This window comes from Acinetobacter sp. ANC 3832, from assembly GCF_002135415.1.
GTDB lineage: Bacteria > Pseudomonadota > Gammaproteobacteria > Pseudomonadales > Moraxellaceae > Acinetobacter.
In genome coordinates, this window is the sequence record NZ_NEGJ01000017.1 from 12,025 (window position 1) to 33,631 (window position 21,607).

Genomic DNA, 21,607 nt, shown 5'->3' on the forward strand with positions numbered 1-21,607 from the left:
ATGACAACAATCTATATTGGCGTAATGACTGGAACCAGCATGGACGGCGTCGATTTTGTTGCCGCTTCTTTTGATCCATTACAAATTCATGCCACCTTAACGGTTACTTTTGACCCTCAATTACGCGATGAATTGATGTCATTAACCCTTCCGAATGATAATGAAATTGATCGTATGGGAAAAGCTGACGTTGCGCTTGCACGTATGATTGGTCAAGGGATTAATCAGCTTATTGAAGGAAACCAGCTAGATCGCAATCAAATTAAAGCCATTGGTTCACATGGTCAAACCATTCGTCATCGTCCTGAATATAATTTTACCTTACAAATTGGCGACCCCAATATTATTACTGAAATAACGCAAATTCCTGTGATTTCAGATTTCCGTCGCCGTGATATGGCTGCGGGTGGTCAAGGGGCTCCCCTCGTTCCTGCATTTCATCAAGCTTTATTTCAGCATCCGACCATTCACCGTGTTATTTTAAATTTAGGCGGTATTGCCAATGTCAGCATGCTTCCTGCTGGAAACCCAGACGGCGTTTACGGCTTTGATACAGGTCCTGCCAACATTCTGATGGATGCTTGGTGCCATCGTTATACAGGTCAACCTTATGATGATAATGGTAACTGGTCAGCCTACGGACAACCGATCCGCTCTTTATTAGATCGTCTACAAGGTCATGAATACTTTTCAAAAGAACCTCCGAAAAGCACAGGTCGCGAAGATTTTAATATTGAATGGCTAGATGAGCAAATTGCTGATTGGCGTGATGATATTGAGTATGAGGAACTAGAAGATACGCCTGAAAATATTCAAGCAACTTTATTAAAACTGACAACACGTGCCATTAAAAAAGCCATTTACCGTTCACCCTTAGAAACTGGTGAAGTTTATGTCTGTGGCGGTGGAGCATATAACTCACACCTACTCGAACAACTGCGTTGGCGTTTACGTAAGCACAATTGGTCTGTACAAACTACGTCGGCACTGGGTTTATCGCCAACTTGGGTAGAAGCAACCGCTTTTGCTTGGTTAGCTATGCGTTTTGATACACAACAAAGTGCCAATTTACCCACTGTCACGGGCGCGAAAGGCTATCGTATTTTAGGCACCATTACGGCTGTTTAATTTTATCTTTGTTTGAGAATGCGCTTAATACTTAGAAAATTGAACAAAGAAATAACTACATTAAAATTGCACATTCATGTCTCAGCTTTCAGGTCGAATATTGTAGAACAATGTTCGACCTTTTTATCCCTGTGGATGTCCCATGTTGCTGTTCAATAAAACCACTTCAACCCTCATTATAAATCGAATTTAAATAGAGATAATAAAATGGATTTAAACCAACAACGATTAGAATTCTATCAAAGAGATGGTTTAACATTTGATGTGATTGATTCAGGGCCACTCGTTGGAAAACCTTTTGTACTCCTGCATGGTTTTCCTGAAACCAATAAAAGTTGGAAAGAAAGCAGTGAGCTTTTGAATGCTCAAGGTTATCGTACTTATGCAGTGAATCAACGAGGCTATAGTTTAGGTGCTCAACCGAAAGAAAGAGCTGCTTACCGAAGTTCTTACTTAGTTGAAGACATCAATGCACTCTTAGACATCATTCAACAACCTGTTTATTTAGTGGGTCATGACTGGGGTGCAGTAGTTGCATGGGAAGTGGCACAACGCTATCCAGACAAAATACAACATTTAGTGACTATTTCAGTACCACATAAAGCCGCGTTTATGCGTTCAATGTTGAGCAGTAATCAATTATTAAAATCTTACTATATCGGTCTTTTTCAACTACCAAAAATTCCTGAATTATTATTTAAACAGTTCTCAAAAATTGGTGAGTCATTACTTAAAAATACAGGGATGACTGAACAACAGTTACAAGATTTTAGACAAGATATCGTGAAAGAAAATCGTATTAGTTCTGCCATCAATTGGTATAGAGCCTTACCTTATAGTTCTCATAAGAATTTAATTAAACCTGTAAAAGTACCTACCTTATTCATTTGGGGAAAATACGATACAGCTATCGGAAAGCGTAGTGTTGAGCTCAATCATCACTATGTAAATGCACCCTATAAAGAAATCATTATGGATGCGACACATTGGATTCCTGTACAAAATGCAAAAGAATTGACTCGACATATTCTTGAAACGATATAAACAAAAAAGCCCTCTTAGTCAGAGGGCTTTTAATTTTTTTGACTTAGATTGAGAATGAAGAACCGCAACCACATGTGGTTGTCGCATTTGGATTCTCAATAATAAAACGTGAACCTTCCAAGCCTTCTACATAATCAACTTTAGAACCGACTAAATATTGATAGCTCAGAGAGTCAACCAACATCTTGACATCACCATTCGCAAACTCAGCATCATCTTCATTGATACTTTCAGCAAAGTTAAAACCATAAGAAAAACCTGAACAACCTCCACCTGTTACATAGACACGTAACATAAGGTCTTGATTACCTTCGCTGTCACGAAGTTGACGTACTTTTGTAGCAGCATTATCAGTCATCTCAAGCGCTGGGGCATTCATGATGGGCATTCCTCAAACAAATTTGATTGGCTATAAAAATAAAAAACCATATATTCAGTATAACATACTCAATATATGGTCAGTTTGAGAACTTTAAAGTTTATTCAGACTAATTTAATCAAGATTAATCAAAACTTATTTGTAGTTCTCTTCTTGCAAGCTGCATTCAAAATTACTTGGGTCATTCTTACAACGGAACTGCCACAGCAATTTCATCATTTGTTTATTATAAACACCCTTTTGCGTCAAACTAATTCGTGATTCACGCATTAGTTTTTGATAACCTGGCTTATCACCCGCTGGAACTTGCATCCAATATTTCGCAGGAATATCAGCTTTCATTTTACCAATAATGGTATTGGCACGTGGTAATTGTGATTTCACCCAATCACGTGATTTTTGACCAAAGCCTGCTGGAAATTTATCAGGACGAATGATTAGATTACCCGTCACTTGTAGAATTGGATAATTGACAATCGCACCCTTTGCACCTAAGCCTTTATACAGTTCTAAAGGTTTAAATACGGCTACAGGTGCACCGATAATATCCACCTGACCATTATTAAATTTACTACCAAAATTGGTGACATCCGCACTTACAGCTTGAGCACCAATTTGCTGAACTAAAATTTTCTGCGCTTCGTCGTAATCGAGTACCGCAATTTTTTTACCTGCTGCTTTCGCAACCGTATTAATATTACGGTCATTCACCATCAAATAAGCATCACCGACTGGAATTACGCCAACAACTTCATATTTACCACTGGTCATATATTTAGCAAAGGTTGGCGTAGATAAGCCTTGCATCACTTTAATCGCAACGCTTAGGTCTGGAATCGCACCAATTGCATCTAAAGAACCTGTAAAGTTATTAAATTGGCGTCCGCGCATACCCGTGATACTCACGCCATCACACTTACCTGCTTTGAAGTCTTCTGCAATAACTGCTTCATTCTGTCCGACTTTTAATTCTATATCCGCGCCCCAGTTTTTCGCTGCAAGCTGATAGTCTTTCATTAAAGTAAATACATCACCATTTTTACCCACCAAGTCAAATACACACATCACTTGCTTTGCTTGAGTGGTTGATGCTGCAGCCAATAAACCTGCTGAGAGTAAAAGAGTTTTAGACCATTGCATTCTATTTTTTTCCTTTCCATGATCAGTCATTATTTTATTCAATCAACTAACAATGATTTTTCATTAATCAGTGTATGAATAGATTTACATTATTTTTCATTGTCTATTCTAAGATCCGTCTATTTTCGAATCATGATGCTAAATTTATATTTTTGAAAATATAAATCAAAAAAAGACTCTCTTATATTGTTCTTTCAATCTTAAAACAGTGATTGAATCATACAATTTCAATTAATAATACGCCATTTATATGAATCTGCAATGGCTGAAATGACAATACAAATGACAAAGAAAAAGCCTAGAAAGAATCTAGGCTTTTTCTTTAAAAATTAAGCTTATTCACCGCCTAATGAACATTCAAAATTGGCTTTATCGACAGAACAACGTGCCTTTTTCAGTACTGACATCATGCCAGCATCATAAATACCCATTTTGGTTAACTCTAAACGACCATCACGCATCAATTTTTGATATTTCAATTTATCTTCAGCAGTCAGATTCATTTTATATTTTGCAGGAATGCCCGCTTCTAAACGATTAATCATCGTGAAGCTTTTTGGTAAATTTTTCACGAAATAATCACGCGATTTTTGACCAAAACCTGCTGGGAATTTTTCAGGGCGAAGAATTAGATCCGCAGTCACTTGTAGTACTGGGAAGTTAAACATCGCACCATTGGTTCCTAAACCTTTATAAATTTCTAATGGTTTGTAGGCATAAGCCGGCGCACCGACCATATCGACTTGACCATTGTTAAATTTAGCAACAAAGTTAGAAATGTCTGAAGGCACTGCTTGTGCGCCAACACGTTGCACCATAATTTTTTGTGCAGAATCATAGCTCAATACAGCGAATTTTTTACCTGCTGCTTTTTCAATTGAGTTAATGTTTTTATCACGAACGAAAATAAATGCTGAACCTAGAGGTGCAATACCACCAACTTCGTATTTTTTACCACCCAAATTGCTGACCATTTTGTCTGCATTACGTTGATCTAAAGCAAAAGTAATCGCTTTTTGTGCAATGGCATTACTTGGCGCACCACCAAGTGAGTCAATTGATCCGGCAAATTTATTATATTGACGAGTACGCATTGCTGTCATAAATACAGCATCACACTTCCCTGCTTTAAAATCATTATCGGCTACAGCTTCGTCTTGACGTGGAATAAGGTTAACGTCAGCACCCCAACCTTTCGCAGACAATGCCCATTCTTGAGCCATTTGGAATGATTCACCTGATTTACCTAGTAAATCAAATACGCAAACATCTACTGCTGCTTGAGCAGCTGAAGATAAACCAATAATTGAGGTTGCTGCGATAGTTAAAGCTATTTTTTTCATAATTACATCCTTATCGATCTTATATGTACTAATCGGAAACTGTCCATAAGCGCAATATTAATCAGCTTCTTTTAAAAAAAATAGAGTATTTACTCCATTTTTTTTAATAAAAAAAAATTCTTTTATTTTTCATTGGTTTAGTTTTGAACTGGAAATTCAATTTTATATATTTTTACGCTTTTTTGTGCTATTTCACATTTCTAGTGGCCAATATTTTTAAATTTTCGAAATTACCTATTCTATAAAATCATCTGTATAGAATCAAAGTACGCTACTTTTATTCACCAGTAGTAGAACATTCAAAATTAGTTCGGTCGACCGTACAACGGGCTTTCTTTAATACAGACATCATTTGTGGATCATAAATACCCATCTTCGTCAGTTCAATTCGTCCTTCACGAAGGAGTTTCTGGTATCTCAATTTATCATCATCAGAAATATTCAGTTTATACTTTGCAGGAATTTCAGCTTCCATACGTTCAATCATTTTAAACATTTTAGGAACTTGTTTGGTTGACCACTCACGTGATTTTAAACCAAAGCCTTCAGGAAATTGATCAGACTTAATAATAAGATCCGCTGTCACATTGACTACAGGATAATTAAACATCGCACCTTTATTGCCTAAACCCTTATAAATTTCCAGTGGTTTAAAAGCGTAGGCTGGTGCTGCAATGGCATCTACTTCACCATTATTAAATTTTTTCACAAAATTAGAAATGTCTGAAGGTACACCAACAGCACCGACACGTTCTACTGCCATTTTTTGAGCAGCATCATAATGTAAATAAGCAAATTTCTTTCCTACCGCTTTTTCAAGTGTATTAATAGAACGATCTTTGACATAAATATAAGCAATGCCAATGGGGCTGATACCTGCTAATTCGTATTTGGTTCCATTTTTGACAGATACCAAGCGCTTTGCATTGCGTTTATCCATCGCATAAATAATAGCTTTTTTAGCAATTGCATTTGAAGGTACACCACCTAAAGCATCAATTGAACCACCAAATTTATTGTATTCTCTCGAGCGCATTGTGGTCATTGCGACCGCATCACATTTACTGGTTTTAAAATCTTTATCGGCTTGATCTTCATTTTGATAAGGAATCAAATTAATATCCGCATTCCAAGTTTTAGCAGCAAGTGCCCACTCTTCCATAAACTTAAAAGATTCACCCGCTTTTCCCAATAAATCAAATACACATACATTTTGTCGTGCTTGGGCTAAGCTCGAAAAACTAATACATGCCAAACTTGCAGTTAATATCCATATTTTATTTTTCATTATTCATTCGCTCATTATTTATACTTTATGTCGCATTATATTGTGATTTATAGCACAAAATAAATAGTTTTTATTAATTTTATTACTTTTTTTAATTATAATAATTTAATTTTAATAAACTTATTTATTTTCAATAATTTATGAAAAATAAATAATTAGTTAAGTTAAGTTAAACTATTGATTTAGTTATTTTAACAAGAATCCGATCCTAATATGTAATGATCGAATAATAAGTAAATTAATTTCTGTCTGCTATTAGAATAATTTGAAATGCCTATTCTTTAAATATTCAATTAGTCTCGAACGATAAAATACTTAAATTATAATAAAACTCTTACATCAATCAGCTTTTCATCAACATTTGTTCACAATAAATATCCCCGCTCCTTTTTAAAGAGAGGATTATCTTTTGGGTTCCCCCTCATCCTAACCGTCCCCCAAAGAGAGAAGGAACATTCAATCTGAATCAAACATTATTTTCACTATAAAAATTTTATTCATTTTTGACTTTTGTAAAAGATCTAATGATGACTTTAGATAACTTGCATAAAAATGGATAATCTCTTTATTTCTCATTTCAAAAAAATAAAGAAATTATCCAAAAAAATCTTTTATAAAACGATCATTTTTAGATCTTAGAGCATTAAATAAATCACTCTCCACCAATAGAACATTCAAAATTGGTTCGATCTACTGAACAGCGTGCCTTTTTTAGAACTGACATCATCGTTGCATCATAAACACCTTGCTTAGTCAGTTCAATGCGTCCTTCTCTAAGCAGTTTTTGGTATTTTTCTTTTTCTTCTTTACTCAAAACCATTCTATATTTGCTCGGAATTCCATCTTCTAGACGTTTTACTGTTATAAATTGACGCGGTAATTGTTTAATAAACCATGCTCTCGATTGTGTACCAAAGTTTTCTGGGAATTTTTCCATATTGAAAATGAGATCTGCCGTTACATTTAAAACTGGAAAATTAAACATTGCACCATTAGCACCTAAACCTTTTTCCATCTCAAGCGGTTTAAAGGCATAAGCAGGTGCTCCAACCATATCGACCTGACCTTTATTAAATTTTGCAACGAAATCAGAAATATCCGAAGGAACTGGGATGGCACCTACTCGTTTTACCATCGCGATTTGAGCTTTGTCATATTCTAAAACTGCAAATTTTCTCCCTGCACCTTTTTCAATCGTATTAATACTACGATCTTTCACAAAAATATAAGCAGGTCCAATCTGTCCTATTCCGCCCACCTCATATTCCACACCATCAATATTACTTCTTAATCTTTTGATATTTCTTTTATCTAAAACATAAACAATCGCTTTGTGTGCAATTGCATTACTTGGGACGCCCCCCAAAGCATCAACAGAGCCTGCAAATTTATTGTATGTCCGCGAACGCATCGTGGTCATATAAACCGCATCACATTTTCTAGCTTTAAAATCTTTATCTGCCAACTCTTCATTCTGATATGAGATCAGTCTGACATCGCTATTCCAAGCTTTAGATGCAAGTGCCCACTCTTCCATCATTTTATAAGATTCACCTGCCTTCCCCAACAGATCAAATACACAAACATCTTGTTTTGCTTGAGCTAGACTCGAAACTGTAGACAATGTCATTACAGTGAGTGCAAGTAACTCTTTTTTCATAGTCTGTCCTTATACTTACGGTGTAACTTTATGTAATTTGACTATAATCATCTTTTTTAGATAAAAATAGAGTTAATACTCTATTATCCGATAAATAGCAGTTTTCAAACATTTTATTATTCTTTGGTTCTTTGCTCACTAATCCTTTAAAATAGCGCATCCAGTATCCAATAGTTTGATCATCAATGATTCAGTTAGAACAACTTTCTATACGTCGCGGTGGACGTGTTTTATTTCAAAAAGCGTCTATGCAACTCCATCCGGGTTGGAAAATTGGCTTAACAGGTGTCAATGGTGCAGGTAAATCCACATTATTTAATGCACTACTCGGTGGTATGGAGTCAGACAGTGGCTCATTAACCCGTCCTGCGGTATGGACTGTTGCTCATATGGCGCAAGAAATTAAAGCATTGGATATGAAAGCCATTGATTTCGTTCTATCTGGCGATGAAGAGTTTTGGGATATTCAAAATAAGTTAGATCGTCCTGAAGAATTAAGTGATGATGAGTTAGCCAATTTATATGGTCGTTTTGACGAAATTAATGGTTATTCAGCACCATCGAAAGCTTCACAATTAATGGCAGGTTTAGGTTTCTTTGAGCATCAGTCACAACTTGAGGTTTCAAGCTTCTCAGGTGGTTGGCGTATGCGTCTGAACCTTGCTCGTACCCTTATGAGCCGTTCAGACCTATTATTACTTGATGAACCAACCAACCATTTAGACTTAGATGCAATTCTGTGGTTAGAAGATTGGTTGAAAGCTTATGAAGGCACATTGATCCTCATTTCACATGACCGTGACTTCTTAGATGCCATTACCGACCATATTTTACATATCGAAAATCAAGAATTGATTATGTATACCGGTAACTATTCAACTTTTGAACGTACCCGTAGTGAGCGTTTAGCACAGCAACAACAAGCTTATGAAAAGCAATTAGAAACACGTGCTCATTTACAGAAATATATTGACCGTTTTAAAGCTCAAGCAACTAAAGCCAAACAAGCACAAAGCCGTATTAAGCAACTTGAACGCATGCAGGAACTTTCTGCTGCCCATGTGGACACACCATTTACTTTCAGTTTCCGTGAACCAAGCAAAATGAGTTCACCATTACTTGAACTTGAAAATGCGGATATTGGTTATGGCGATAAAATTATCGTGACCAATGTGAATTTACAAATTACCCCGACCAGCCGTATTGGTCTACTCGGGATGAATGGTGCGGGTAAATCGACAGTCATCAAATCATTGGTTGGTGATTTACAATTACTCCAAGGCGAGCGTAAAGATTCAGAATTACTGAATGTCGGTTACTTTGCACAGCATCAAATGGACGCTTTGGATGGTAATGCGAGCCCAATGTTGCAATTGGCACGTATCGCTGAGCAAAAAGTCAGCGAAGCAAGCTTACGTTCATTTTTAGGGAGTTTTGGTTTCAGTGGCGAACGCATGGATACGCCAAGTGAAAGCTTCTCAGGTGGCGAACGTGCACGTTTAGCCTTGGCTTTAATTGTATGGCAACGTCCAAACGTCTTGATTCTAGATGAACCAACCAACCATTTAGACTTAGATATGCGTCACGCATTGACCATGGCATTAACTGATTTTGAGGGTGCGGTGGTTCTTGTTTCGCACGAACGTCAATTGGTTGCAAGTGTTTGTGATGAACTCATCTTGGTTCATGGTGGTGAGAGTCGTGAATTTGATGGTGATTTAGTTGCTTATGCAGATTGGTTACGCCAAGCCCGTATCGATATGATTAAAAATGGCGGTAAACAACCTGCACCACCAGTAAAATCGAAAGTAGAAATAAAGCCAACCATTTCTAAGCTTGATAAAGAAGGTCAACGTAAAGAAACGGCTCGTCGTCGTGAAGCTGCTCGTCCAATTCGTAAAGAGATTGAAAAAAATGAAGCGCAAGTGACCAAGCTTCAACCCCGTTTAGCTGAAATTGAGGTTTCATTAGGCGATACAGCCTTATATGAAGCGAATCGTAAAGATGATTTGCTCAAACTCATGAATGAACAAACGGAATTAAAAGCAAAACTCGCACATGCGGAAGAGAAAATGCTTGAATTGATGATGGAATTGGAAGAATTCGAAGGTTCCTTTGAATAAATACTGATGTAAACCTGATCTTATAAAACTGCCTCTTTTGAGGCAGTTTTTTTCCTTTAAAATTCTAATTTATTAAAAATAAAATACTGAAATTAAATAATTTATATATAAATTTTAATAAAAAATACTTTTATTTAAAAAACAAAAATCCTGGTTCATTTCTTTATTTAATATTTTTTAAATATCTAAAATAAACACATAACTTTTATTTATGCTTTAAATCAATCACCGTGGAACATTTAATTTAACTTAAATAATTTAATTTTTAATAAATATAAAAAAAGACTAACTAATTTTTTAGTTCCTAAAAATAAGCAATTGCTTAAATGAGTCTTGATCAAAGGCAAATGATGCAGTTATCCACAAACAAAAATCATTCAATTTTTTAAATTCAAAAAAAATGATATTGAATTGCTTGTATTTACTGTGGATAAATCATTAAAAAATTATTTTTGATTCTGTTTTAGCTTCAAATCTAACTTTAAAATAAAGCTCTATATGTGCCGTTTAAGCATTTTTATGGCCAAAATTTTATTTTTTAGAGTTAATTCAATCAACCTAGTTATAGTTATCCACAATTTATTAAAATAATTTTAGCTTTATTTTTGTACAATTTATAGTAAATTCTGACGAATGAAACTCAAGACTCATTCCTTCTTTTTTGCTATTTAGCCATCAAAATCCCCACAAATTTGATCTGTACTGAGTTTTAAATCAATTTTTTTAGGGTCTTTATATAAACCTTTATTTTTTATCTCTATACGATTCTGCTTGATAAAATTTAACTGATATTGCTTCTTATCGTCTAATTGAATCAGATATTGTTGTGTTTTCGGAACAGATTGGATCGCAATTATTTTACGCTTAACTAAGACTTTATTCTTTTCACAACTATCTATTTGGTAAGCAATATTTTTAATAAAATCGAATTTATAATCTTCCGCACCACATATACAATTTGCAATAAAAGTCGGACGATCTTTACCCTTTTCAACCTCAATTTGAGTCAATTGAACCTGTTGAATGGACTTGAGCACAGGATATTGCTGAAGATAGCTTCCCGAATTTTCAGCATAAGATATGTTTGAGCTTAAGCTTAGTAAAACAAGCATATGACTTAATTTGATGTGTTTTATCATTATCTTCTCTTTTTTAAATAGGCATTTTGTAGACGAATAATGACTTTATTTTCTCGCCTGAAAGAAACTAAAAATATTATCTAAGATAATCTAATGCACTATTATTTTAAAATACTTAGAATAAGTAAGATTAATATTTGAATAATAATGCATTAAAATCAAGCAAATGAATATGTTTTTAATCCATTTTAATTTTATTATTTACTTTGCAGAATCTCAGTTCTGTAATTTTCCAATCTTCTTGGCATATCCATAATTCTTGAATAATAGTCTCTTCATCTTCCAACTCCAAAGTTACAATACATCGTGTAAGTTCACGATCAAACTCAAACTCCTCACTTTTAATATTGGGTTTCTGTGGCTTCCATACACCATTTTTTACGGCATGTGCAATTTTTTCATAGCGTGTTAAATTACTTTCGGTAATCCCTTCTTTTTCATTAATAACTTTAAAAGAAGCATCTTCATAATTCGCTAAAACATCATAATTCCCTGTAAAAAATGCATTTACCCAGATATCACGTGTTTGTTCTAATTGTCTGTCCATCCGCTTGCCTCTTGTTTTATATTCAATAATTCGCTTGTTATGATCTTGGCATAGAAATAAGACATTTTTATAAAAATTGTTGAGATAAAACAGATCACATACCGATGAATATCAAAATAAAAACAATCATAAAAAAAGCACCTTGAACATGACTGCTCAAGGTGCTTTTGTGAAGCGAAATATTGTTTAATTAAGCATCAATATCTGCATTCAAAGCATTTTCTTCAATGAAAGCACGACGTGGTTCAACATCATCGCCCATCAAGCAAGAGAACATGCGATCTGCCTCAATGACATCATCAATCGTCACTTGAAGCATGTTACGATTTTCAGGATCCATCGTGGTTTCCCAAAGCTGCTCTGCATTCATCTCACCCAAGCCTTTATAGCGTTGGATCATCATTCCGCGACGTGAGTCAGCCAAAATATGCTGCCAAGCATCATGGAAAGTGATGACATTGATCTTTTTATCGCCTTTTTGTAAATATGCGCCTTCTTCAAGCAAGGTAAACCAGCTCTTAGAATTTTGTAATAAACGCTTATATTCACCAGAAGCCAATAGACCTTGATCTAATAAATAATGATGTGGCAAATTATGCACATACACCGTTACACGTGGCCAAAAATGCGTTTGCTTAGAACCATCTGCATGTTCCTTTTCAAAAGCTTCTAAGGTAATTTCTGGACGTAAACTTGGCTGATATTTTGCAATGGCTAAACGTAATTGCTCAGACCACTGTTGCACATAGTTTTCATCAATATTTTGATCTAGCTTAAATGCTTCAAGACCCAATAAACCATCTAATAAGCTTGCTGGATAACGCACAGTTAAGCGATTTAAACTTTTCTGTGATACTTGATAATCTGCGATGACTTTGGCTAAAGCATCCCCACGAATTGCAGGTGCATCAGCACTAATATGCAAATTCAGTTCATCAATAGCATTTGAGATTAGGTAAGTTTCTAAAGCTTCATTGTCTTTAAGGTATTGCTCTTGCTTACCCTTTTTCAACTTATATAACGGTGGCTGTGCAATATAAATATAACCACGTTCTACCAATTCAGGCATTTGACGGAAGAAGAAGGTCAATAACAAAGTACGAATATGTGAACCATCCACGTCCGCATCGGTCATAATGATGATTTTATGATAACGTAATTTATCAGGATTATATTCTTCACGACCAATACCACAACCGAGTGCAGTAATCAGTGTTCCAACTTCCTGAGATGAAATCATCTTATCGAAACGTGCACGTTCAACATTTAGAATTTTACCTTTTAATGGTAAAATGGCTTGCATCTTACGGTTACGACCCTGCTTTGCAGAACCGCCCGCTGAGTCACCTTCGACTAAATAAAGTTCAGAAAGCGCAGGGTCTTTTTCTTGGCAATCTGCCAATTTACCTGGCAATCCTGCAATATCCAATACGCTTTTACGACGTGTTAACTCACGTGCTTTACGCGCCGCATCACGGGCACGTGCTGCATCAATAATTTTACCTGCAATCGATTTTGCTGCTGCTGGATTCTCTAAAAGATATTCAGAGAACGATTTATTCATCGCTTGTTCAACAGCCGTTTTCACTTCACTTGAAACCAATTTTTCTTTGGTTTGTGATGAGAATTTCGGATCAGGTACTTTCACAGAAACAATCGCGGTTAGACCTTCACGTGCATCATCACCTGTAACTGCAACTTTCTCTTTTTTGAGAATGTTTTCGCTATCCAGATATTGATTCAAACCACGTGTTAATGCAGCGCGGAAGCCCGCTAAATGCGTACCACCATCTTTTTGTGGGATATTATTGGTAAAACAACGCACGTTCTCTTGATAAGTATCATTCCACTGCAAAGCCACTTCTACAGTAATTCCTGTTTCAGCAGATTCAGTGGTAAAATGGAAAATATCATTCAGATGTGTTTTACCTTGGTTAATATATTTCACAAACTCAGACAAGCCACCTTCATAATCGAAGACATGTTCTGCTGCAATACGTTCATCACGCAATACAATACGAACGCCCGCATTTAAGAATGAAAGCTCACGCAAACGACGCGCTAAAATATCAACATTAAAAATCGTTTGACTAAAGGTCAATTCACTTGGATAGAAACGAACGGTCGTACCAGATTCATCTGTAACACCAATTTCACGCAATTTATAAACTGGATCACCGTGGTGGTATTCTTGTTCAAATACTTTTCCAGCACGACGAATATTCAATAATAATTTGCTTGATAAAGCATTGACGACTGAAACACCTACGCCATGTAAACCACCTGAAACTTTATAACTATTGTCATCGAATTTACCACCTGCATGCAGAATCGTTAAGATCACCTCTGCAGCAGATACACCTTCTTCAGGATGAATATCGGTAGGAATACCACGACCATTATCTGAAACACTGACTGATTCATCTTCATGGATCGTGACAAGAATTTCGTCACAGTGACCTGCTAATGCTTCATCAATGGCATTATCAACCACCTCAAACACCATGTGGTGTAAGCCTGAACCATCGTCCGTATCACCAATATACATGCCTGGGCGTTTACGAACTGCATCCAAGCCACGTAATACTTTGATACTAGAGGAATCATAAGCCTTTTCAATGGTTGGTTCTGTTTGAGAAGTCGCTTGATCTTCTGAACTCATGGTTTCTCCCTAGTGAAAAATAGGTCTATCCAAAGGTGGATAAAATCTAAAATCATGGCGCAACAATTTGAACTTGACCGTGATCAACATGAAATAATTGGTAGGAAATAGACAAATCATGTAAATGTTTTTTTACTGATTCGTGGTCTAAAGTGGTAATAAAAACTTGACTACCAAGTTGGCTCAATCGCTCAATTAAACGTTGTTGTGCGGTTAAATCTAATTCTGCTGTTACATCATCTAATAATACCACAGTTTCCTTATTACAAGCATGTAACATGGCTATTTGTGATAGTTTTAGAGCCATTATCAATAACTTCTTTTGTCCTCTTGAGAGTACCACATCGGCGTCTCCCATCGGGGTTTTTAAGCGTAAATCTGCACGGTGTGGACCATATTCGGTATAGCGCCGATCCACATCTTTTTGATGGTAATTAACCAAGTCATTGGCCAAGCCATGTTCCACATGGAACCCTGCACTATATTCAAGTTCAATCGTTAAATTAGGGAGCAATTGTGCCAAATCATCTTGCAAATAGGTTTTCCATTGCTCCACAATTTCAACTCGTTGTGAATGCAAAATTTCACCATAATCGCTGAGCATTTTGTTCCACGGTTCTAAATCTGACAGTGTTAAATTGCGTTTTGACTTCAATAGACTATTACGTTGCTTTAAAGCCCGTGAATAATATTGCCATGCATGATAAAACTCAGGTTCCACGTGAAACATCAACCAATCTAAAAGTTGACGTCTTGGCTTTGCGCCATGGTCAATAATATCGGTACTGAGTGGATCAATCAGATGCAAAGGTAAAATTCGGGCAAGCTGACCTTGGGTGGCAACCGTATCGCCATTTACCTTAATCAGTTGTTCGCCAGACAATAACTTTTGCATGCCAATTTTTTCAGTTGTAGATTGTGCAAAAACAATTGCATCTGAAGTTTCATTTTGAATGTAGTTTTTAGGAATATGCGTCCGAAAAGAACGCCCTGTTGCCAAAAGATGAATGGCTTCTAAAATAGAGGTTTTACCTGAGCCATTTTGCCCATAAAAAACATTAAACGGTTGCAACTCATGGAGTGCAACCGTCTTTAGATTCCGAACACGCTGTATGTTTAAACGCGCAATATGCATGATTGATTAAAATTGACTAAAGTGAATAATCAATTAAACACGCATTGGCATAACAACATAGGTTTGGTCTTGTTGTGTAGGGTCTTGTACCAATACCGACTGATTCGCTTCAGACATGGTCATGGCAACATCATCACCATCCAATACACTCAATACTTCTAAAATATATTGTGCATTGAAAGACATTTCCATCGGTGCATTGGCATATTGGATTGCCAAATCTTCAACAGCTTCATCTTGCTCTGGATTATTGGCACGTAACTGTAAAGAATCTGCGCTAAAGTTTAAGAATACGCCACGTAACTTCTCATTACTTAAAATCGCAACACGTTGTAATGATTGCTTAAACACATCATGTGCAATATTTACAACTTTATCGCCACCACGTGGAATCACACGACGATAATCAGGGAACTTTCCATCAATCAATTTTGTGGTGAAACGAACCGTAATACTACCTTGTTCTTTATCTTTACTTGCCGTTTGAATGGTTACATTTAAAAGTTCACGACCAATTAATAGCGTTAATTGATTATCTTCAATACTCAATAAACGCTGTAATTCACCAACAGCTTTACGTGGAACAATCGCTTGTACCAACTGCGAAGCATTTGAGCTTGCAGATGTTTCACATAATGCCAAACGGTGACCATCTGTAGTAACGGCACGAAGTTGATTTTCATCAATTTCAAGTAAAGTACCTGTTAAATAAAAACGAACATCCTGCACAGCCATCGCAAATGCAGTTTTTTCAAATAAGCGTTTGAGCTCACGTTCAGTCACTTGAACTTGCGTACCCTGACTATTTTCAGTGGTCAATAATGGGTAATCTTCCGCAGGTAATGTCCCTAAAACAAAACGACTATTGCCTGACTTTAAAATACAACGCTGATCTTCTGTAATTTGTAAATCAACCAAAGCTGCTGTAGGTAATGATTTACAAATATCCATTAATTTACGTGCGGGAACAGTGGTCTGCCCTGCTTGAATACATGCACCTTCAGACAATGTTGTGCTTGCCACCAATTCAACTTCTAAATCAGAACCTGTAATGGTTAAAGCCTGATTTGTCGCTTGAATTTTAACGTTTGAAAGAATGTTCAAAGTATGGCGACGTTCAACTGCTCCAACCACATGGGATAAAACATTGACTAAGCTCTCTTTAGCGATTTTCAAACGCACGATGGATTTCCTCTAAAACTGGATAACTGAAAAGATAGGTAAATTTATTTTTTAGCACTGTACTATGCGGTAGATTATACCGCATTGCAAGAGCAGAATTTGAGCATAATTTAGCTTTGAAGTAAGCGTAAGAGGTTCTTGTAATCCTCATTAAAGATTGGATCTTCATCACGCAAACTTTGTACTTTTTCACACGCGTGCATCACAGTACTATGGTCACGACCACCGAATGCCATGCCAATTTCAGGGAAGCTGTCCCCTGTTAATTCACGTGCTAAACCCATTGCCAATTGACGTGGGCGCGCATAAATACGGGTACGTTTTGGCCCCACCAATTCTTTCAACGGAATACGGAAATATTCACTGACTACACGTTGAATATTCTCAGTGCTGATGGTGCGGGCACGAATTGCCAAAACGTCTTTCAGTGATTCACGAACTACATCTAGATCAATTGAAGTGCCTTTAAAGCGTGAAATAGCCACGACTTTATTCAAAGCACCCTCTAACTCACGTACGTTCGCAACCACTTGTTGTGCAATGAATAATGCACAATTGCGCGGTAAATCAATCCCACTACTCTCTGCTTTTTTTAGCAAAATTTCGATACGTGTTTCAATATCGGGTGGTTCAACCCCAACCGATAAACCCCATGAAAAACGAGAAACCAAACGTGGATCAAGTTCTGTTAATTCTTTAGGATAACGATCTGATGTCAGAATAATTTGTTTAGATTCATCTAATAAGGCATTGAAAGTATAGAAAAATTCAACAAGACTCGCTTCTTTACCTGCTAAAAGATGAATATCATCCACCAGCAATAAATCTAAAGAACGGCAATTCTTTTTAAATTCTTCAACCTTGCCTTTTTGCAATGAGCTGACAAAATCTTGTACAAAACTTTCTGCGGTCATATACATCACACGCGCATTCGGTTTTGCTTGTAATAATGCATTTCCAACTGCTTGCATTAAATGCGTTTTACCTAACCCTGTTGGTCCATAAAGAAACAAGGGATTATGTTGTGGTTCGCCCAGTTGCGTTAAAACTTTACGGCAGGTTTCAGCAGCCATTTGATTCGAACGACCTTCAACAAATAGAGCAAAACTAAATGAAGGATTTAATAAACGCTTTTTGGTATTTTTAGGTGAAACTGTTTCGTGTTCTTTGTCTTTTTTTGGCTTCGTTGCAAGCATGTGTGAAGAAGATGTTGATGACTCTAAGGCAGCCGTGGTCGTTGCAGGTTGTTCTGCAGCAGATAAAATTGCACCTGGTCTTGAATCAACAATAATTTCAACTTTACGAACACGCCCTTCAGACAACTGTTCCGCCAAAATAGAAATTAATTCTAAATGATGCTCTTGAATATATCGTGTCCAATATGGATTAGGTGCATATAGCCTGAGCGTATCTCCAACCTCTTCTGCAACCAAAGGACGAATCCACATCGCATAGACATTATCAGAGAGCTCTTGTCGCAAGCGAGTTAAGCAGTCTGTCCAAAGCATGTGAAACCCCTTTTTCAATTCCGTTTTAAATTTAAAAACAATGACCACCCCATAGGGGGGTCGCCATTCTAACCAAGTTATCCACAATTGTCATGATAAAAGCAGTGCTTTTTGTTCAAAAAAGCAACCTTCTATAAATAAATTCAAATTTAAAGCGATTGTGGATAAGCTTTTCCACAAGCTGTGGATAAAATAGCACGATAAGTTATCCACAAACTATAAAGTCTATAAAAACAGACTTACCCACAGCATATTTATTTGTTTTAAATAAGAAAAAGTGACTTTTCCATAGAAAAATAGGCTCCTAATAATAATAATATTAAATTTAAAATTTGAATTTATATATTAAGAGCAGGGATTCTGTGGATAAGTGAAAGATTATAAGTTTAAATTCAAAATTGCAGTGCTTTTAAATTTAAAAGCAGAAATCTAAATTTAAAAAAACAAAGCCTTATGGATAACATTGTGGTTATCCATGTTTATAACTTATATTTATACTATAAAATAGAGACTTATGCTGTGAATATTTATTTTTCCTTTATAAACAGAAAAATTAAACAGAAAAATAAATCGTTTAAAATTGTGGCGAGTTGATAAAAGAAAAGTAGTTATTTATTGACAGCACAAAGAATGCGCAATACAATCGCGATCCTTTACAGAAAGATCATTTTGGAGTTTCGACATGAAACGTACATTCCAACCATCTGAATTAAAGCGCAAACGCGTTCATGGTTTCCGTGCCCGTATGGCAACAAAAGCTGGTCGTCAAGTACTAGCTCGCCGTCGTGCAAAAGGTCGTCAAAGCTTAACTGTTTAATTCTAGTTGATGCTCGACTTGGGTAAGATGCCACTTTATAGTTTCAGTCCAGAGGTGAGAATCCGCTGTGCTGCAGATTACAAAGGTGTATTTGATGATGCGCTTTTTAAAGTGCATCAACCCCATTTCCTATTTCTTGCAAAATTTACCGAACAGCCTAAAAGCCGTTTGGGTATAGTTGTTGCTAAGAAAAAAGTGCGCCGTGCGCACGAACGAAATAGAATAAAACGTTTGGCTCGTGAAAGTTTTCGCTTACATCAGCAAGATATTGATTTGTTAGATATCGTGGTCATGCCTAAAATGGGCATTGAAGCGATTCCTAATGCAGAATTGCATCAGCAATTAGAGTTTGCGTGGCAAAAATTGCAACGTCTTATTAAAAAGCATCAAAAAACAGCTCTTTCTTCTCCTCAAAATTAGAGATGACCAATGGTTCGTATACTGCATTGGTTAATTCGATTCTATCAAATTGTGATTAGTCCTTTAATTGGACCACGTTGTCGTTATATTCCAACTTGCTCTCAATACTCTTTAGAAGCGATTCATCTTCATGGTGCGTTTAAAGGCAGTTGGTTAGCCACTAAACGTGTGTGTCGATGTCATCCTTGGGGAGGATCTGGTTATGATCCTGTGCCTAAGAAAGCAATTCGTTTTATTTCGTTTCAGCAAATAGATTCTCAAACGCTTCATGTTCCTGTACCCTTGCGTGAACGTTTTTTGAACCAAAACCACTCTAACCATTTGGGGTAATCGATATGCAACAATGGGCCAGGTTTGCAATTCTCGGGGCCATGTTAGTCACCGCATATTTGCTCATTTTGGCTTGGCAAAAAGATTATGGTCATGCACAACAACCTGCTCAGCAAGCTCAAACTGCTGTAGTAGCGCATGACGTATCGGCAGATTTGCCAAATAGCCAAGCTCCTGTGGCAGCATCTACAGATGTTCCACAAGCAAATACTGCTGTTGTACAGCAAAAAGCACCAGCGCCAGCGACCGCAAATCAACAACTGATTTCAGTACAAACTGATCTTTATCATCTTTGGATTAGTCCTAAAGGTGGTGATATTGTTCGTATTGAATTGTTGAATCATGATCAAAGCAAAAATAGCAATCAGCCATTTGTGATGCTTGAAAGTGATCCAAAACGTACTTATGTCGCTCAATCCGGTCTTATTGGTCTAAATGGTCCAGATAGTAGCCGTGCAGGTCGCCCAAACTATGAGTTTGATAAAGCGACTTATACGTTGGCAGATGCGAAGGCAACAAAAAATAAAGAGGGTCAAGCTGAACAAGTCTTATCAGTACCGATGGTCTATAAGACAGCAGATGGTGTTGAAATCATCAAAACGTTTAGCTTTAAAAAGGGTGCTTATCCAATTGATGTGAGCTATCAGGTTGTTAACCGTAGTACGCAAAATTGGCAGGGTCAAATGTTTGGTCAAATCAAACGTGATAACTCTGAAGACCCAGGTAAAACGGATCAAGGTATTTTCACTTTAGGTACATTCCTAGGTGGTGCTTGGGGTTCACCTGACGCACATTACAATAAATTAAAATTTGCGAATTTTAATGAAGAAAAACTCAACACCGAAGCAAAAGGTGGTTGGGTTGCAATAGTTCAGCATTACTTTGTCAGTGCTTGGATTCCAGGTCATTTTGGAGGCCAACCTTACACAGCTAAATTAGAATCACGTAAATCTGAAGATGGTATGAATATCATTGGATTTACTTCTCCAACGATTAATGTGCCTGTTGGTAAAGCAATGACTGTGGATGCCACTTTCTATGCGGGTCCAAAAGTTCAGTCTGAATTGAAAGATTTGGCAGATGGTTTAAACCAAACTGTAGATTATGGTTGGTTATGGCCAATTGCAAAATTATTGTTCATGGGCTTACAATTCTTCCATGGCATTGTCGGTAACTGGGGTTGGTCAATTATCTTATTGACTGTACTTGTAAAACTTATTCTTTGGCCTTTATCGTCTAAGAGCTATCGCTCTATGGCGAAAATGCGTGTGATTGCACCAGAAATGCAACGCATGAAAGAAGAGTTTGGTGAAGACCGCATGCGTTTCTCTCAAGAAATGATGGCGCTTTACAAACGTGAACAAGTGAATCCACTTTCAGGTTGTTTACCATTACTGATTCAAATGCCAATTTTCTTGGCGTTGTATTGGGTCTTAATGGAATCTGTAGAACTTCGTCATGCACCTTGGATGCTTTGGATTCAAGATTTGTCAGCGATGGATCCGTGGTTTATTTTACCGTTGATCATGGGTGTTACCATGTTCGTTCAACAGTCATTGAACCCACAGCCTGCTGATCCAATGCAAGCGAAAGTCTTTAAAATCATGCCAATCATGTTTACAGTATTTATGCTATTCTTCCCTGCTGGTTTGGTTTTATATTGGATTGTGAACAACTCGATCACGATTCTTCAACAAAGCTTTATCAACAAAAGTGTTGAGAAAGCTAAGTTGAGCAAAGATGTAACATCAGCGAACTAGTC

General features: G+C 36.7%; 18 protein-coding genes. 7 read left to right on the forward strand and 11 right to left on the reverse strand.

Translation table 11 applies throughout. The features are described from left to right. Positions 1-1,128, forward strand: a complete 1,128-nt coding sequence (locus B9T35_RS16385) for an anhydro-N-acetylmuramic acid kinase (protein ID WP_086192167.1) — start codon at positions 1-3, stop codon at positions 1,126-1,128. A gap of 207 nt (positions 1,129-1,335) precedes the next feature. Beyond that, positions 1,336-2,172, forward strand: a complete 837-nt coding sequence (locus B9T35_RS16390) for an alpha/beta fold hydrolase (RefSeq protein WP_086192168.1) — start codon at positions 1,336-1,338, stop codon at positions 2,170-2,172. Positions 2,173-2,215: 43 nt separating this feature from the next. On the opposite strand, the gene erpA is transcribed toward B9T35_RS16390, so the two are convergent. The 5 genes from erpA to B9T35_RS16415 all read right to left on the reverse strand — a co-directional run bounded on the left by erpA (position 2,216) and on the right by B9T35_RS16415 (position 7,982). Then, on the reverse strand, positions 2,216-2,551 hold the full coding sequence (gene erpA / locus B9T35_RS16395; RefSeq protein ID WP_086192169.1) for an iron-sulfur cluster insertion protein ErpA: 336 nt from the start codon (positions 2,549-2,551) through the stop codon (positions 2,216-2,218). A 135-nt stretch (positions 2,552-2,686) separates the two neighbouring features. Next, positions 2,687-3,691, reverse strand: coding sequence for a putative solute-binding protein (locus tag B9T35_RS16400; RefSeq protein WP_086192170.1), 1,005 nt, complete (start codon positions 3,689-3,691; stop codon positions 2,687-2,689). A gap of 335 nt (positions 3,692-4,026) precedes the next feature. After that, on the reverse strand, positions 4,027-5,034 hold the full coding sequence (locus B9T35_RS16405; protein ID WP_086192171.1) for a putative solute-binding protein: 1,008 nt from the start codon (positions 5,032-5,034) through the stop codon (positions 4,027-4,029). A 277-nt stretch (positions 5,035-5,311) separates the two neighbouring features. Beyond that, positions 5,312-6,322, reverse strand: a complete 1,011-nt coding sequence (locus B9T35_RS16410) for a putative solute-binding protein (protein ID WP_086192172.1) — start codon at positions 6,320-6,322, stop codon at positions 5,312-5,314. 652 nt (positions 6,323-6,974) lie between these two features. Further along, the gene (locus B9T35_RS16415; protein WP_086192173.1) at positions 6,975-7,982 is read right to left on the reverse strand and encodes a putative solute-binding protein; all 1,008 of its coding nucleotides are present in this window, start codon (positions 7,980-7,982) and stop codon (positions 6,975-6,977) included. 185 nt (positions 7,983-8,167) lie between these two features. On the opposite strand from B9T35_RS16415, the gene B9T35_RS16420 reads away from it, so the two are divergent. After that, entirely contained in the window at positions 8,168-10,105 is a 1,938-nt protein-coding gene (locus B9T35_RS16420; protein WP_086192174.1) for an ATP-binding cassette domain-containing protein, read from the forward strand. A gap of 668 nt (positions 10,106-10,773) precedes the next feature. Here B9T35_RS16420 and B9T35_RS16425 read toward each other — a convergent pair. The 6 genes from B9T35_RS16425 to dnaA form a co-directional block, all read right to left on the reverse strand. Beyond that, positions 10,774-11,244 (reverse strand): hypothetical protein, encoded by a 471-nt coding sequence (locus B9T35_RS16425; protein WP_086192175.1) that lies wholly within the window; start codon positions 11,242-11,244, stop codon positions 10,774-10,776. Between the two features lie 178 nt (positions 11,245-11,422). Next, positions 11,423-11,791, reverse strand: coding sequence for a hypothetical protein (locus B9T35_RS16430; protein WP_086192176.1), 369 nt, complete (start codon positions 11,789-11,791; stop codon positions 11,423-11,425). Positions 11,792-11,981: 190 nt separating this feature from the next. Next, the gene (gene gyrB / locus B9T35_RS16435) at positions 11,982-14,453 is read right to left on the reverse strand and encodes a DNA topoisomerase (ATP-hydrolyzing) subunit B (protein WP_086192177.1); all 2,472 of its coding nucleotides are present in this window, start codon (positions 14,451-14,453) and stop codon (positions 11,982-11,984) included. Positions 14,454-14,505: 52 nt separating this feature from the next. Next, positions 14,506-15,588: a DNA replication/repair protein RecF gene (recF, locus tag B9T35_RS16440; protein WP_086192178.1), complete on the reverse strand. Its 1,083-nt coding sequence runs from the start codon at positions 15,586-15,588 to the stop codon at positions 14,506-14,508. Positions 15,589-15,621: 33 nt separating this feature from the next. Continuing rightward, the gene (dnaN, locus tag B9T35_RS16445) at positions 15,622-16,770 is read right to left on the reverse strand and encodes a DNA polymerase III subunit beta (RefSeq protein ID WP_086192179.1); all 1,149 of its coding nucleotides are present in this window, start codon (positions 16,768-16,770) and stop codon (positions 15,622-15,624) included. A 110-nt stretch (positions 16,771-16,880) separates the two neighbouring features. Further along, positions 16,881-18,278: a chromosomal replication initiator protein DnaA gene (gene dnaA / locus B9T35_RS16450; RefSeq protein WP_086192180.1), complete on the reverse strand. Its 1,398-nt coding sequence runs from the start codon at positions 18,276-18,278 to the stop codon at positions 16,881-16,883. Positions 18,279-18,960: 682 nt separating this feature from the next. On the opposite strand from dnaA, the gene rpmH reads away from it, so the two are divergent. Genes rpmH through yidC form a run of 4 tightly spaced genes read left to right on the forward strand, consistent with a single transcriptional unit; the run spans position 18,961 to position 21,605 of the window. After that, positions 18,961-19,095: a 50S ribosomal protein L34 gene (gene rpmH, locus B9T35_RS16455; RefSeq protein WP_067662597.1), complete on the forward strand. Its 135-nt coding sequence runs from the start codon at positions 18,961-18,963 to the stop codon at positions 19,093-19,095. Positions 19,096-19,122: 27 nt separating this feature from the next. Beyond that, entirely contained in the window at positions 19,123-19,515 is a 393-nt protein-coding gene (gene rnpA / locus B9T35_RS16460; protein WP_086192182.1) for a ribonuclease P protein component, read from the forward strand. Positions 19,516-19,524: 9 nt separating this feature from the next. Continuing rightward, on the forward strand, positions 19,525-19,845 hold the full coding sequence (gene yidD / locus B9T35_RS16465; protein ID WP_086192183.1) for a membrane protein insertion efficiency factor YidD: 321 nt from the start codon (positions 19,525-19,527) through the stop codon (positions 19,843-19,845). 5 nt (positions 19,846-19,850) lie between these two features. Further along, a complete protein-coding gene (gene yidC, locus B9T35_RS16470; RefSeq protein WP_086192185.1) occupies positions 19,851-21,605 on the forward strand; it encodes a membrane protein insertase YidC in 1,755 nt (584 codons plus the stop codon). Positions 21,606-21,607: the final 2 nt, after the last annotated feature.